12 protein-coding genes are annotated in these 15,712 nt (G+C 63.3%); all 12 read left to right on the top strand.

The features are described 5' to 3' along the window. Positions 1 to 98 precede the first annotated feature (98 nt). The 12 genes from araD1 (at position 99) to BMX92_RS18320 (ending at position 15,516) form a co-directional block, all read left to right on the top strand. On the top strand, positions 99 to 1,091 hold the full coding sequence (araD1, locus tag BMX92_RS18375) for an AraD1 family protein (protein WP_093019174.1): 993 nt from the start codon (positions 99 to 101) through the stop codon (positions 1,089 to 1,091). Between the two features lie 5 nt (positions 1,092 to 1,096). Then, positions 1,097 to 2,023: a Gfo/Idh/MocA family protein gene (locus BMX92_RS18370; RefSeq protein ID WP_093019172.1), complete on the top strand. Its 927-nt coding sequence runs from the start codon at positions 1,097 to 1,099 to the stop codon at positions 2,021 to 2,023. 47 nt (positions 2,024 to 2,070) lie between these two features. Beyond that, positions 2,071 to 3,639 (top strand): alpha-N-arabinofuranosidase, encoded by a 1,569-nt coding sequence (locus tag BMX92_RS18365; protein ID WP_093019170.1) that lies wholly within the window; start codon positions 2,071 to 2,073, stop codon positions 3,637 to 3,639. A gap of 147 nt (positions 3,640 to 3,786) precedes the next feature. Further along, entirely contained in the window at positions 3,787 to 4,818 is a 1,032-nt protein-coding gene (locus BMX92_RS18360) for an arabinan endo-1,5-alpha-L-arabinosidase (RefSeq protein WP_093019168.1), read from the top strand. Positions 4,819 to 4,865: 47 nt separating this feature from the next. Continuing rightward, complete coding sequence (locus tag BMX92_RS18355) at positions 4,866 to 6,293, top strand: glycoside hydrolase family 43 protein (RefSeq protein WP_093019282.1); 1,428 nt, start codon at positions 4,866 to 4,868, stop codon at positions 6,291 to 6,293. Between the two features lie 250 nt (positions 6,294 to 6,543). Continuing rightward, positions 6,544 to 9,375 carry a TonB-dependent receptor gene (locus BMX92_RS18350; RefSeq protein WP_093019166.1) on the top strand — a complete coding sequence of 944 codons (2,832 nt, stop codon included), beginning with the start codon at positions 6,544 to 6,546 and terminating at the stop codon, positions 9,373 to 9,375. 115 nt (positions 9,376 to 9,490) lie between these two features. Further along, the gene (locus BMX92_RS18345) at positions 9,491 to 11,530 is read left to right on the top strand and encodes an MGH1-like glycoside hydrolase domain-containing protein (protein ID WP_093019164.1); all 2,040 of its coding nucleotides are present in this window, start codon (positions 9,491 to 9,493) and stop codon (positions 11,528 to 11,530) included. 89 nt (positions 11,531 to 11,619) lie between these two features. After that, entirely contained in the window at positions 11,620 to 12,291 is a 672-nt protein-coding gene (locus BMX92_RS18340; protein WP_093019162.1) for a TetR/AcrR family transcriptional regulator, read from the top strand. Positions 12,292 to 12,610: 319 nt separating this feature from the next. Beyond that, positions 12,611 to 13,786: an amine dehydrogenase large subunit gene (locus BMX92_RS18335; protein ID WP_093019160.1), complete on the top strand. Its 1,176-nt coding sequence runs from the start codon at positions 12,611 to 12,613 to the stop codon at positions 13,784 to 13,786. Between the two features lie 2 nt (positions 13,787 to 13,788). Then, positions 13,789 to 14,343, top strand: a complete 555-nt coding sequence (locus BMX92_RS18330) for a MauE/DoxX family redox-associated membrane protein (RefSeq protein ID WP_093019158.1) — start codon at positions 13,789 to 13,791, stop codon at positions 14,341 to 14,343. Position 14,344: 1 nt separating this feature from the next. After that, the gene (locus tag BMX92_RS18325) at positions 14,345 to 14,947 is read left to right on the top strand and encodes a methylamine utilization protein MauD (RefSeq protein WP_093019156.1); all 603 of its coding nucleotides are present in this window, start codon (positions 14,345 to 14,347) and stop codon (positions 14,945 to 14,947) included. Between the two features lie 23 nt (positions 14,948 to 14,970). Then, the gene (locus BMX92_RS18320) at positions 14,971 to 15,516 is read left to right on the top strand and encodes a methylamine dehydrogenase light chain (protein WP_093019154.1); all 546 of its coding nucleotides are present in this window, start codon (positions 14,971 to 14,973) and stop codon (positions 15,514 to 15,516) included. The last annotated feature ends 196 nt before the right edge of the window (positions 15,517 to 15,712 follow it).

The following is a 15,712-nucleotide window of genomic DNA, read 5'->3' as shown; positions in this document are numbered from 1 at the left end:
CGCCGCGCCGCTCCATCCGGAACGGCTCTCTAGGCGCGCGGGGAAGCGGCTTTTGATGTGTACGACGCCCGGCCGGGCGTGCGGGAGGAGAGATTTTCATGACATTGCGCCTGTTGCAGCATCGTTCGGACTCTGGCGAACGGGCCGTCATCGCCGCGCAGGGCGATGCCGCCCATTTCGTGCCGGGCTTCACCACCATCCGCGCTCTGGCGCTGCACGCGATCGCGCAGAAGATCAGCCTGTCCGCGGCCGTAGACGCCGCCGGCAAGGGCGATGCCGTCGATATCGCCGCCGAATTCGAGGCGAACCGCCTGCTCGCGCCGATCGATCATGAAGATGGCGCCCATGTCCAGCTCACCGGCACCGGCCTGACGCATCTCGGCTCGGCCGAAGGTCGCGACAAGATGCACCGCGAAGCCGCCGCCGCTGAAAAGCTGACGGATTCGATGCGCATGTTCCTGGAAGGTCTGGAAGGCGGCAAGCCTGCCGCTGGCGAAACCGGCCAGCAGCCCGAATGGTTCTACAAGGGCGACGGCTCGCAGCTGGTCGGCCCGACCGATCCGCTCGTCATGCCCGCCTTCGCCAAGGATGGCGGCGAGGAGCCGGAGCTGGCCGGCATCTATCTGATCGGCGAAGACGGCACCCCCTATCGCCTCGGCCTCGCGCTCGCCAACGAGTTCAGCGACCATGTGACCGAGCGCCACAATTATCTGTGGCTCGCCCACAGCAAGCTGCGTCAGGCCGCGCTCGGCCCGGAACTGCTGGTCGGCACCCCGCCCGAGCATATCGAAGGCGCCAGCCGTATCCTGCGCGACGGCGAAGTGATCTGGGAAAAGCCCTTCCTGTCGGGCGAAGGCAATATGTCGCACAGCTTCGCCAATCTGGAACATCATCATTTCAAATATGATCTGTTCCGCCGCGCGGGCGACGTGCATGTCCACTTCTTCGGCACCGCCACCCTGTCGTTCAGCGACGGCATCGCCTGCCAGGAAGGCGATGTGTTCGAAATCATCGCCGCGCCCTTCACCCTGCCGGTCCGCAATGCATTGAAGCGCGCCGCTCCCGTTCAGGTCACCGTTCAGGCGCTCTGATTTCCATGGACCCGATCCGTATCGCGATCGTCGGCATAGGCAAGATCGCGCGCGATCAGCATGTGCCGGCGATCCGGGGCAACAGCGCCTTCAGCCTGGCGGCGACCGTCAGCCCGCATGATGCGGGTCTGGACGGCGTGCCGCACCATGCCAGTCTGGACGCGCTGCTCGCCGAAGGGCCGGCGGTGGATGCGATCGCGCTCTGCACCCCGCCGCAGGTCCGCTATGATCTGGCGGCGCAGGCGTTGAAGAAGGGCGTTCACCTCTTCCTCGAAAAGCCGCCCGGCGCGACTTTGGCGGAGGTGGAAGCGCTCAAGGCGCAGGCCGATAAGGTCGGCGTCAGCCTGTTCGCCGCCTGGCACAGCCGCTTCGCCGCCGGGGTCGCCCCGGCACGCGCCTGGCTGGCCGAGCGGCGGATCGACAAAGTGTCGATCATCTGGCGGGAAGACGTGCGCGTCTGGCATCCGGGTCAGGCATGGATCTGGCAGCCGGGCGGCCTTGGCGTGTTCGATCCGGGCATCAACGCCCTGTCGATCGTCACCCATATATTGCCGCGTCCCTTCTTCCTGAAGGACGCGACTTTGGTGCTGCCGGAAAACCGCGCCGCGCCGATCGCCGCCGACATCGCCTTTCGCGATACGGCGGGCGCACCGATCCACATGGACCTCGACTGGCGCCAGACCGGCCCGCAAAGCTGGGACATCGTCGTCGAAACCGACGCGGGGACGCTCAAACTCAGCCATGGCGGCGCGGTGCTGACCCTGCCCAGCGGCACGGAACATGGCGAGGATGTCGAATATGCCGGCCTTTATGCCCGTTTCGCCACGCTGATCCGGGGCGGCCGATCGGATGTCGACACCAGCCCGCTGCGGCTGGTCGCCGACGCCTTCCTGCGCGGCACGCGAGAGACGACGGACGCCTTTCACGACTGACTTATCCAATATTCATTCACAATTTTATCCACAGGGAGAGGACGGACATGACAAAAACCTTGCGCCGCACCGCCACTGCGTTGCTGCTCTGCGCCAGCGCTCTGGCCTGGCAGCCGGCTCAGGCCGACACCGCCGGCAAGCCGACCAGCGCCACCATCCACGCCGACAAGCCCGGCGCGGTCTATGACAAGCGCGTCTTCACCCAATTTGCCGAGCATCTGGGCAATGGCATTTATGGCGGCCTCTATGTCGGCAACGACAAGTCGATCCCCAACACCAACGGCTTCCGCAACGATGTGATCGCGGCGCTGAAGAATCTGTCCGTGCCGGTCATCCGCTGGCCCGGCGGCTGCTTCGCGGACGAATATCATTGGCGCGAAGGCATCGGCCCGCAAAAGAACCGCCCGGTCAAGATCAACACCCATTGGGGCGGCGTGACCGAACCCAACAGCGTTGGCACCCACGAATTTTTCGAACTGCTGCGGCAGGTCGGAGCGGAAGCCTACATCGCCGGCAATGTCGGCAACGGCACGCCGCAGGAAATGGCGGAATGGGTCGAATATATGACCTCGCCCGCCGGCACGCTGGCGGACTTGCGCGCCAAGAACGGCCATAAGGAACCCTGGGCCGTCCCCTATTTCGGCGTCGGCAACGAGCTGTGGGGCTGCGGCGGCAATATGCGCCCCGAATTCGCGGCGGACGAAACCCGTCGCTACGCCACCTTCGTCAAAGCGCCGCGCGGCACCAAGATCATGAAGATCGCGGCCGGCGCGAATGTCGACGATTATAACTGGACCGAAACCATGATGCGGGTCGCGGGTCCGCAACTCGACGGCGTTTCGCTCCATTATTATACGCTGCTCAACAGCCAGTTCCCGCCGATCGGCGATCCGTCCAATTTCGACGAGTCCGGCTGGGCCAACATCCTGTCCGGCGCTGTCCATATGGACGAACTGATCACCAAGCATAGCGCGATCATGGACAAATATGATCCGGCCAAGCGGGTGTTCCTGGCGGTCGACGAATGGGGCACCTGGTATGCGCAGGATCCGGGCACGCATCCGGGCTTCCTTCGCCAGCAGAACACGTTGCGCGACGCGCTGGTCGCCTCCATCCATCTCGACATCTTCGCCAAACATGCCGACCGCGTCCGCATGACCGCGATCGCGCAGATGGTGAACGTGCTTCAGGCGATGATCCTGACCGACGGCAAGAAGATGGTGCTGACGCCCACCTATCATGTCTTCGAAATGTACAAGCCCTGGCAGGATGCGACGGTGCTGCCGATCGACATCCAGTCGCCCTGGTATGCCAAGGATCAGTTCACCATGCCGGCCGTCAGCGGATCGGCGGTGAAGGGCAAGGATGGCAAGGTCCATGTCGGCCTGTCCAACCTGGACCCGAACCAGTCCAACACCGTCACGGTAAAGCTGGACGGCCTGAACGCCGCGACCGTCACCGGCCGCATCCTGACTGCACCGGCGATCAATTCCCTCAACAGCTTCGACGCGCCCGAAACCGTCAAGCCTGTCGCCTTCACCGGCGCGCAGGTCAGCGGCGGCACGCTGACCGTCACGCTGCCGGCCAAGTCGGTGGTCGTACTCGAACTGCAATAACCTGTTTGGAGCGGGCGGTGGGTGGAATTACCGCCCGCTCCATCCCTCGTCAGCAAGTGCTCCTGCGAAAGCAGGAACCCAGTTGAGACGTCGATACTGGGCTCCTGCTTTCGCAGGAGCACGGCATTTATATATGGAGAGGTCACAATGGCCCGACAGATCATCTCTGCGTTGACCGGCATTGCCCTGTTCACAGCCGCCCTTCCCGCCATCGCGCAGCCATCGTCTGCCCCGGCCACGCTCAACAGCCAGTTGACCGGCGATCTCGTCCCGACCCATGATCCGGTCATCGCCCGCGAAGGCGATATCTATCACGTCTTCAGCACCGGCCATGGCAAGCGGCTGATCGAAACGCGCAGTTCGCCCGACCTCATTCGCTGGACGGCGGGCGATCCGATCTTCACCGCGCTGCCCGACTGGGCGAAGCAGGCGATCCCCGGCAGCGACGGCATGTGGGCGCCCGACATCAGCTATGTGAACGGCCGCTATCGGCTTTACTATTCCGTCTCGACCTTCGGCTCCAACCGCTCCGCCATCGGCCTCGCCACCAGCCCGACGCTGGACCCCAAGGCGAAAAATTATGGCTGGCGCGACGAAGGCCTCGTCGTCCTGTCCACGAAGGACGACGACTATAACGCCATCGACCCCAATTTCATCATCGACCGGGATGGCCGCCACTGGCTGACGCTGGGCAGTTTCTGGACCGGCATCAAGCTGTTCGAACTGGACCCGAAGACCGGCAAGCCCAAGGACCCGCAGGCCAAGCCCTTCTCTATCGCCCGCCGCCCGGCCCCGGCTGGCGGCCCGGCCCCGGTCGAGGCGCCGTTCATCGTCGACCATGGCGGCTATTACTGGCTGATGGTCAGCTATGATTATTGCTGTAAGGGCGTGAACAGTAGCTATTACACCGTCATGGGCCGGTCGAAGGCGATCACCGGCCCCTATCTGGGCAAGGATGGCAGCCCGCTGATGGAAGGCGGCGGCACCATCTTCCTGCGCGCCGACCTTCAGGAACAGCAGCGCTTCCGTGGCCCCGGCCATGCCGGCTGGCTCCACGATAAGGACGGCAAAGACTATGTCGTCTACCACGCCTATGACAAACAGGCGAACGGCGCCCCCACCCTGCGCATCGCGCCGGTACGCTGGGGGGCTGACGGCTGGCCTCAAGCCGATTATTGACTCAATTGTCTGATTATATTCCCATGCCGCATTTCGGAGAGACTCTGATGCCCTTCACCCTGTCCCGCCGTGGCTTCATCGGCAGCGCCGCCGCGCTTTCGGCCGCGCCGGCGATCGCCCGCACCGCTTCGGCCGAGGCGGCCGCGCCGGCGCCCGTCAACCCGCTGGTCAAGCAGCGCGCCGATGCCCAGGTCTTCCGTCATGATGACGGCTATTATTATATGACCGGCTCCGTCCCCGAATATGATCGCCTCGTCCTGCGCCGGTCGAAGACGATCGCGGGCCTCGCCACCGCCAAGGAAGCCGTGCTGTGGCGCCATGAGGAAAGCGGCCCGCGCTCCGGCTTCATCTGGGCGCCCGAACTCCACCAGATCGACGGCAAATGGTATATGTATTTCGCCGCCGGTCCCAGCGGCGGCGGGGACGATGTGTTCCGCATCCGCACCTATGCCGTGGTCTGCGACGGCGCCGATCCGATGACCGGAAAATGGAGCGTGCTGGGCGAATTTCAGGCGCCCTGGGACAGTTTCAACCTCGATTCGACCAGCTTCGTGCACAAGGGCGTCCGCTATTTCGCCTGGGCCCAGAAGGAGCCGGGCATCGACACCAACAGCAACCTCTATATCGCTAAGCTGGAATCGCCGCTGAAGCTGGCGAGCGAGGCGACCCGCCTGACCATCCCCACGCTCGACTGGGAAGTGCGCGGCTACAAGGTGGCCGAAGCCCCCGCCGTCCTGCACCGCAACGGCCGCCTGTTCATGACCTATTCGGCCAGCGCCACCGATGCGCGCTATTGCCTGGGCCTGCTGACGGCGGACGAGAATGCCGATCTGCTGGACGCCAAGAGCTGGACCAAGTCGCCCCAGCCGGTCTTCGTCACCAACACCGCCACCAGCGTTTATGGCCCCGGCCACAACAGCTTCACCGTGGACGAACAGGGCCGCGACATCCTCGTCTATCATGGCCGCGACTATGAGGCGATCCAGGGCGACCCGCTGTTCAACCCGGACCGTCACACCCGCGTCCAGCGCCTCTATTACACGGCCGACGGCACCCCCGATTTCGGCGTGCCGGTCGGCAATGGCCCGCTGCCGGAACGCTTCATTTCGTCCACCAACCCGGCGCAGTTGATGGCCCATGACGGCACCAGCCTGATGCTGGGCAATCCGTCGCTGGCACAGACACAGTTCCGCCAGACGCCCGGCCGCGCCGGTGCGCGCAGCGTGATGCTCTCCCCCATCCTGATGCCCGATCATTATCTGGTCGCCGGCAAGGACGGATCGCTGAGTCTGCAACCCGACAGCAAGAGCGCGGATTTCGCCCTCCGCAGCCAGTTCGTGCGCTTCGACGAAAAGACGCTGCACGCCGCGCGCTTCGTGTCGATCGCCGTGCCGGGCAAGGCGATCGGCAATGCCGCAGGCCAGCTGACGCTGGTGGCGAGCCGTGACCCCAGCGCATGGTGGCATCTCGACTGACGACATAAGTCTGACTATTCAACGTCAAACGAGCGCCCCGCCACCAGCGAGGCGCTCGTTTTTCTTTGGCATTGTAGCGGAGACAGGCCGCAAAATGCCGCATTTTCCGGCTGCGGCATTAATATCACATTTCAACATATTTCATATGCCCCGCGCACAAATTCCCTCTTGCGCTTCATTTGTCGGAGCAATAATTAGTCCGAGTAATTCATGCATGGCGTATGGCGCCAGCCCAGGGGAGGATAGTATAATGGCCATCAAGCCAATCGCGCTCGGTTCCGCTTCCATTTTCGCATTGATGCTCGCAGGCGCCGCCCACGCGCAGGAAACGCCTGCCGTCGCCGCGCCGCAGGCCGTCGCCGATGACGAAGCCGCAGACATCGTTGTCACGGGCGTCCGCGCCTCCATCGTCGGCGCGCTCAACGTCCGCAAGCAGTCAACCCAGATCGTCGATTCGATCGTGTCGGAAGATGTCGGCAAGCTGCCCGACAATAATGTCGTCGAAGCGCTCCAGCGCGTGACCGGCATTCAGGTCACGGACCGCGCCGGTGGCGAAGCCGCCACCATCTCGATCCGCGGCCTGACCGACCCGCTGACCACGCTCAACGGCCGCAATATCTTCACGGCCGCCGGCACATCCTTCGCGTTGCAGGACATCTCCGCGAATCTCGTCAAGCAGATCGACGTGTACAAGACCCGCTCGGCCGACCAGCTGGAAAACGGGCTCGCCGGCCAGATCGACGTGCAAACCCGCCGTCCGCTCGATTTCGACGGTTTCACCATCTCCGGTCTGGCGCGCGGCGTCTATTCGGAACTGGCCGACAAGTTCAATCCGAACGTCGCCCTGCTCGTCAGCGACCGTTGGGAAACCGGCATCGGCGACATCGGCTTCCTGATCAACGGCAGCTACACCAAGGCCCAGTTTCGCAACCAGAATCTTCAGGCCGGCGCGATGATCCCGTTCGCCACCGAAAATCCGCCGGAAGGATCGGGCCTGACCCCGTTGCAGCGCATTTTCCCCGGCGCCATCAACGAAAACTGGACGCCGGGCCTAGACGCCGGTCTGCCGACCGCGCCGGGCTCCACGCTGAACATCAATGGCGTGGAAACCCCCTATTATCTGTCCCGCGACGCCGTCATCGCCTCCGACCTCTATGGCAAGCGCGAACGCCCCTCGATCAACGCCGCGCTCCAGTGGGCGCCCAATGACAGCTCGGTCTACACCGCCGAAGTCTTCTACACCGGCTTCCGGGGCGAAACCTTCAACAGCCTGCACTTCAGCTTCGCCGACTGGTGGGGCGATCTGCCTGCCGACGTGGCCAACAGCTTCGAACTGTATGATGGCACGAACATCATCAAGTCGCGCCGGATGGGGTCGGTTGCCGGCTTCAACAGCGGCGACATGGCGACCAACAAGACCGACAGCTATGTCTATGCGTTGAACGCCAAGTGGGATGTGGGCGAGCGCGGCAAGATCACGGCCGACGTTGCTTATCAGGACAGCAAGAACGAAACCTCCTTCTTCGCCATCCGTACGGATCGCGGTCCGCTCGACCTCGACATCGATTTCAATGCCGGCGGCGGCCTGCCCTCCTACAGCTTCGGCAATCAGGAAGTCCTGACCGACGCCAGCAAGTGGACCGTGGGCAATCTTTTCGACAGCGGCACGAAGAATACCGGCAACGCGCTGACCCTGATGCTGGACGGCGAATATAAGTGGGACGAAGGCTTCCTGCGCCGCATCAAGGCGGGGTTCCGCTATGACAACCGCAATGCCGACAGCTATATCCGCGATCAGGGCGCTGGCGGTCTGGGCATTACGCTCGACGCACTGGGCGAAGGCACGCCCTTCACCAACAGCGGCTTCTTCGACGGTCGCGCCGATATTCCGACCAGCTGGGTGCTGGCCGATCCGCGCAGCATGAACAAGGATGCCATCCGCCAGCTCTACCGTGCCGTTGCGCCCGGCTTGCTGTTGTCGGACGAAATGACCTTCGGCCATGTCTTCGGCATCAACGAAACCAATCTGGCCGCCTATATCGTCGCCGATGGGGAAGCCGAAATCTTCGGCCGTCCGCTCCAGGTGCAAGGTGGCGTTCGCTTCGTCGCGATCGACACCCTTTATGACTATTTCGATCGCGGCAATGATTTCGCCCGGACCACCGTCTCCACCGGGTCGCAGAAATTCCTGCCATCCTTCACGGCGCGCTACAATATCACCGACAATCTGCGCATCCGCTTCAACTATGGCGAAACGCTGCGCCGTCCGGCCTTTGGCGATCTCAACCCCAATCTGGCGCTGGGCGGTGACCTGTCGCGCGTCGGCTTTGGCACCGGTTCGTCGGGCAACCCCAATTTGCGGGCGACCCACTCGAAGAATATCGACCTTGCGCTCGAATGGTATTTCGAACGCAACAGCGCCATCTATGCGACGCTCTTCCAGCGCAAGATCGACGGTCTGGTCGTCCCGCTGACCGTGCGCGAATTCATCCCGGACAATTATCTGCCGCGCAACGAAACCTATACCGAATATTTCAACATCACCCGGCCGGAAAACGCCTCCAACGGCACGCTGAAGGGTGTGGAACTGGGCCTTACCTACTTCCCGTCTTATCTGCCCACCTTCCTGGACGGCCTGGGCTTCACCGGCAGTGCGACGATCCTCGACTCCGAACAGACGATCCCGGTCGTCAACAACGCTGGCGAAATCACCGGCACGGCCAAGTCCGCCTTCTTCGGCGTGTCGAAGCTGTCCTACAACGCCACGCTGGCCTATGATAAGGGTCCGGTCGGCGCGCGCCTGTCCTATATCTGGCGCAAGGGCTTCCTGAACAACAATGAAGCCCGCGCCTTCGCCAACCCGATCGGCATGTGGCGCGCCCCGGAAAAGAGCCTGGACTTCCAGCTGACCCTGAATGTGAACGAAGATATCGGCATCACCTTCGACGCGGTGAACATCACCAAGGCGAAGCAGCAAAATTATTACAAGTTCGGCGATGTCGGCAATCCGACCGAGTTCAACTCCAGCACGCTGCTGATCGACCGGACCTTTGCTGTCGGCGTCCGCTTCAAGTTTGACTGAGTGCCCATGGGGCGCGGCGTCTCCTCGCCGTGCCCCATAACATGGCGGCCGTATCGGGATGCTCTCCAGTCCCGTTACGGCCGCCATTTTGTTTCTGCCAAAGGAGGGATGACGGATGCGCGCGATGAAGATGGTCCTGCTGGCGGGAGCCGCCCTGATGGGGATCGGCGCAACCGCCCCGGCCCCCTCGATGGACACCGCCGCCATCGCCGCCCAGCGCTTCGACAATGACGCGCCCTGGTATCGCGACCGCATCCCCTTCTTCGAATCCGCTGATCCGGCCATCGATGCCGTCTATTATTATCGCTGGCAGGTCTATCGCGGGCATCAGCGCGATCTGGGCGCGGAAGGCTATATCACCACCGAATTTTTCGACGATGTCGACTGGCAACGCCATCCCTATGCCAGCCTGAACGACGCCAGCGGCTTCCATATCGGCGAAGGACGCTGGCTCAATGATCGCCGCTTCGCCGACGACTACATCAACTTCATGTATGGCAGCGGCGGCAATGACCGCCACTTCACCGATCATATGGCCGACAGCGTATGGGGCCGCTATCTGGTCGATGGCGATCGCGCCGACGCGGTGAAGCATCTGCCGGTGATGAACCATATCTATCGCCTGTGGGACGATAAATATGACTTCGACAAAGGCCTCTATTTCGTGGAGCCTCTGCTCGACGCGACCGAATATACCGTCTCCTCGATCGACGCCTCAGGCGGCAAGGACGGGTTCCGGGGCGGCGACGCCTTCCGCCCCTCGGTCAACAGCTATATGTTCGCCAATGCCCGCGCCCTTTCCAAAATGGCCGAGATGGCCGGCAACAAGGCCATGGCCGCCAATTATGCCGCCCGCGCCGAGGCCCTGCAAAAGCGCGTCCTGACCGATCTGTGGAGCGACAGGCTCAGCCATTTCATCGACCGCCACCAGTCGAAGACCGACTTCGTCAACTATTGGGACCCGATCCGCAATCGCGAACTGGTCGGCTATCTGCCGTGGATGTTCGATCTCGTCCCCGACGACGCGAAATATGCCGCCGCCTGGGCGCATCTGCTCGATCCCGCCTCGCTTGGCGGCAAGGCGGGCATGCGCACGGTCGAGGCGAATTACGAATATTATATGCGGCAATATCGCTATCTGGGTGATGCGCCCGAATGCCAGTGGAACGGCCCGGTCTGGCCCTATCAGACGACGCAGGTGCTGCACGCCATGGCCAATCTGCTCGATCATTACCGCGCGGACGGCCCCGTCACCCGCAGCGCCTATATGCGCCTGCTGCGCCAATATGCCACGCTCCATTATCAGGGCAGCGGCAAGGACCGGCGGCTGGATATCGAGGAGGATTATCACCCCGAAACCGGCAAGCCGATCGTCGGCCTCGATCGCAGCCATCATTATTTCCATTCCGGCTTCAACGATCTGGTCCTGACCGGTCTGGTCGGCATCCGCCCCCGCGCCGACGATGTGCTGGAGGTCAATCCCCTCCTGCCCGACGCTCGCGATTCCCAGGCCCTCGCCTGGTTCCGGGTGCAGGACGTCCCCTATCATGGCCACAAGGTCGCCGTGACATGGGATGCAGACGGCAGCCATTATAAACGCGGCAAGGGCCTGGCGATCGAGGTGGACGGCCGCGAAGTCGCCCGCCGCGACACGCTGGGCCGGGTCGAGGTGCCGGTCGCGCGGGTCGCCACGCCGCCGATCGCCCGCCCGATCAACCGCGCCGTCCAGCTGGTGCGCGGCCAGTTCCCGATGGGCTCCGCGTCCAGCAACACGGACGCCGAAAATGTCCATGACGCGATCGACGGGCGCGTCTGGTTCTTCTCCGAACTGCCCAATGGCTGGTCGTCCGCCCCTACCCCGGCCGCATCGCAACAATATTATGCGATCGATCTTGGCAAGCCGGTCGATCTTGGCCGCGCCGAACTCGCCTTCTTCGCCGATGGCAAGGGGTTCGCCGTGCCGCAGGACTATCGCCTGCAAGCCTGGGTCGATAGCGACTGGCGCGATATCGCCACGCCCAAGGGCAGCCCGGTCGCCAATGGCGTGACCGACATCCACTGGACGAAACGCCCGGTCAGCAAGCTCCGCCTGCTCTTCACCCAACCTGCCGGCAAGGCCATACGCCTGACCGAATTCAAATTATTTGAAGGGTAGACAACGAAGGACCGGAAAGAAGCCTCCATCCCCGGTCCATCTTTGCTGGCCAGCACGGGCAAGCAATGTTACACCGCCTCCCAAGGCAAATGACGCAGCACCTCGCCCCTTCCCGCCCCGGCATCTATGCCCGCGGCACCGAAACGGTCGACGCCATATTGAAGGCGGCACTGGACGTGCTGATTGACGAGGGGGCTGCCGCCTTCACGATCCGCCGCATCGCCGCCCGCTGCGACATGAAGGTGGGCAATGTCAGCTATCATTTCCCGCGCAAGGAAATGCTGATCCAGGTGCTGCTGGACGAACTGGTCGACAGCTATGGCAAGATGCTGGACGATCTGGTGCGCAAGCCGGGCCTGACCGCCGAAGAACGGCTGAAGCTGGTCATCATCCTGTGCCTCGACGATATCAGTTCGAAGCGCACCACCCATCTCTTCACCGAGTTGTGGGCGCTGGCCAACCATGATGAATTCGTCGCCGACCGGGTGCAGGCCTTTTACGAGCGCGTGCATGGCGTAATCGGCGAATATGTCGCCGCCATCAATCCCGATTTATCCGACGATGATGTCCGCACCGTCGCCCTGTTCATCAGCGCGACCATGGAGGGCGCCACGCCATTCCTGGGCCATGGCAAGCCCTGGGCCGACCGGATGCCAGCCTTCACTGCCCTCGCTGTGCAGTCTCTCATCCTGCTGGCCCGCACCGCGACCTCCAGCGAAATCGCCGCCCTCGCCCCCGTACGAGAACTCGAACCGGCTTAGCCGGCGCGGCGCCGTCAAACGGCAGATTGGGGTGGATTGGGGAAAGTCCGCTCTGGCTCAATGGTGTTCCTGCGAAAGCAGGAACCTAGGGCAATGAAGCGTCAGGTCGCCCCCAGGCTCCTGCTTTCGCAGGAGCACATCATCGCCTCGCATTTCCGCTTCTACCTGCTTTCCCTCGTCCCAAACTTGCCCACCCCGCCTAACCATCTATCGCGCCGCGACATTTATTTGTTGCCGGACCGTTTCACCCCCTTGACCGAATCTGGACAAGTGTCAAACTTGACGTCGACGCAGCAGGCATCAAGGGGGATCAGCCAGCATGTCGACCACCAGTCGCAGGATTTTCGCCACCGCCCTTTCTGCCCTCCTGCTGGGCAGCGCCGCCATCGCGCATGCCGACCTTGCCGATACCAAGGCGTCGGTGGAGCCGGAAGAATCCGATGTCATGACCATCGACCCGCCCAGGCCGAGATGGTTCTATGTCGATGGCGGGTGGGATATGCCGGGCACCAGCATTTTCGACGGCGAAAGCGGCAAGATGAAGGGCATGGTCGAAACCCGCCGCCTCGCCGACATGGCGATCGATCCGGCCGGCCAATATTATTATGTCGCCGAAACCATCTGGTCGAAGGGGGATCGCGGCACCCGGCAGGATATGGTGACCGTCTATGACAGCAAGACGCTAAACCTCGTCACCGAAATCGCCCTGCCCGGCCGTATCCTGATCGGATCACGCAAGAATAATTTCATCGTTAGCGACGATGGCAAGACCGCCTATGTCTATGATTTCAGCCCGACATCGGGCGTGAACATCGTCGACCTCGCCAAGAAGAAATTCACCGCCGCGATCGAACTGCCCGGCTGCGCCAGCCTGATGCCCAATCCCGGCGTCGGCTTCTCCGCCCTCTGTTCGGACGGATCGCTCGCCACCGTCGCGATCAAGGGGACGAAGGGGGACATCACCCATACCGCCCCCTTCTTCGACGCGACCAACGACCCGATCTTCGACAATTTTGCCTATGATCGCAAGAAGAAGACCAGCACTTTCCTGACCTATACCGGCCAGATCTACACCGCCCGGATCAGCGCCACGCCCACCGTGTCCGCGCCCTTCTCGATCCAGACGGCCGCCGGTGTCCGCGTCGGCGATTCCAAGCCGCTGGACGTCAACTGGTATCCCGGCGGGCGGCAGCCCATGGCGCTGCACCGCGCCACCGGCACGCTGTTCGTGCTGATGCACAAGGGCGAATATTGGTCGCACAAGGAATCCGGAACCGAAGTGTGGCAGGTCGATGTCGCCGCGCAGAAGGTCGTGAAGCGCTTCACGCTGAAAGACCCGATGAACAATATCGAAGTGTCGCAGACCGAAAAGCCGCTGCTTTACATGAACGGCGAAAAGGGCGAGGCGCTGGTACTGGACGTCGCCACCGGCGAGGAGAAGCACAAGATCGAGAAGGCCGGCGGCAGCACCATCACCGTGCCGGAGGTCTATTGAGCATGGCCATTTCGGGGGCCGCTTCGGGGCTGACGCAGATGCTGGCCCTGTTCGGTCTGACCGGCTGCATGGCCGTGGGCCTGTTGTTCCTGACGGCCGGCATCGCCCAGTGGCGGCACCGTGCCCTGCTGCCCGGCGTGATCGCCAATTATCGCCTGCTGCCCGCATCGCTGGTCGGCCCGGCCGCCATGGCGCTGCCGCTGGTGGAGGTCGCGACCGGCGCCGCTCTGCTGATCGGGCTGCACCCGCTGGCGGTCGTCATCGCCATGGCGCTGCTGTTGCTCTTTGCCGGGGCGATGGCGGTCAATATCCGGCGCGGACGCGGACATATCGATTGCGGTTGCGGCCATGGCGCGCTGCGCCACCCGATCGGCTGGTCGCTGGTCGCCCGCAATGCCGCGCTCGCCGCTTTGCTCGGCCTGCGCCTCGCCTTCACGCCATCCTTCACCGCGATGGATATGGCTACAGCGCTGGCCGGCGGCATCGCCATCGCGCTGCTCTGCCTGCTGTTCCAGTCGCTGTCCGCACTGACCGCTTCTCCCCTCCATCGGAGATAATATGCTGACCTCGCTCATCCTTTCGCAGATCGTCTCCTGGATCGTCATCATCGGCCTGATCGTCGCGCTGCTGGCGCTGGCCCGGCAGGTCGGCGTGCTGCACATCCGCGTCGCTCCGGCCGGCGCGCTCGCCACCGCCGGCGGCCCGACCGTGGGCAGCGCCACCGGCCCGATCGCCACGCTGGACCTCAACGGCAAGCCCGTGACCATCGGCGGCCATGCCCATGGCGCGAAGCTGCGCCTGCTGCTGTTCGTCTCCGCCCAATGCCCGCTGTGCAAGGCGGTGATCCCGATGGCGACCAGCTTCGCCCATGCCGAGCGCGTCGCCCTGACCTTCGTGGGCGATGATGATGTCGCCGCCCAGCGCGCGATGATCGCGCAGCACGGGCTGGACGGCTATGCCTTCGTCAATGGCCCCGAAGTCGGCCAGGCCTATGGCGTCGCCAAGCTGCCCTTCGCGGTGCTGCTGGACGGTGAAGGCGCGATCCTGTCCAAGGGGCTGGTCAACAGCCGCGAGCATCTGGAAAGCCTGATCATCGCGCATGAAATGGGCATCAACACGGTGCAGGATTATATCGGCAGCCTGAAGGCGCAGGCGGCGTAAAATAGCAAGTGGGGGCAAGACCGATGAAAAAGTTCAATGCCGATGCGCTGGGGGAAAAGCTGCTGCGCAAATTCGCCGGCGGTTCCTCGCGCCGATCGATGCTGACGCGGCTGGGGGCCGCACTGGTGGCCGCCCCCGCCTTCCCGTTGCTGCCGGTCAGCCGGGCCGAGGCGGCCAAGCCCGACCGATCGCCCGAGGCGAAGACCAATTTCGCCCGCACCGCCCAGACCAAGGACGAAACCAAGTGCGACTATTGGCGCTATTGCGCGATCGACGGGGCGCTGTGCACCTGCTGCGGCGGCGGCATCCATAGCTGCCCGCCGGGCGCGGAGCCGTCCCCGGTCAGCTGGGTCGGCACCTGCATCAACCCGGACGATGGCAAGGCCTATCTGATCGCCTATCGCGACTGCTGCGGCAAACCCGCTTGCGGCCAGTGCGGCTGCGACAATACCGACCGCGAAACCCAACTCTACATGCCCCAGCTCAACAATGACGTGATCTGGTGCTTCGGCACGACCAGCATGGAATATCATTGCTCGACCGCCGTGCTGGTGGGCGCCGCAAGCTGAGGCCGTCATCATGTCTTCGTTCGCTTCGAGCGAAGTCGAGGAAGTCGGAGCATTGTGCTTTGAATAACACCCGTTCGGCCCTTCGACTTCGCTCAGGAGAGCCTGTCGAAGCCCTGTCCTGTTCTAAAAAGAAGTACAGCCCCCTGCGGCGTCGCTCAGGACAGGCTCAGGGCGAACGGATGGTGTGAGTAGATAA

Source organism: Sphingobium sp. YR768, from assembly GCF_900111125.1.
In the GTDB taxonomy this organism is placed as follows: Bacteria; Pseudomonadota; Alphaproteobacteria; order Sphingomonadales; family Sphingomonadaceae; genus Sphingobium.
Note: the sequence above shows the minus strand (reverse complement) of the source record. Positions and strands in the feature narration are given on the sequence as shown.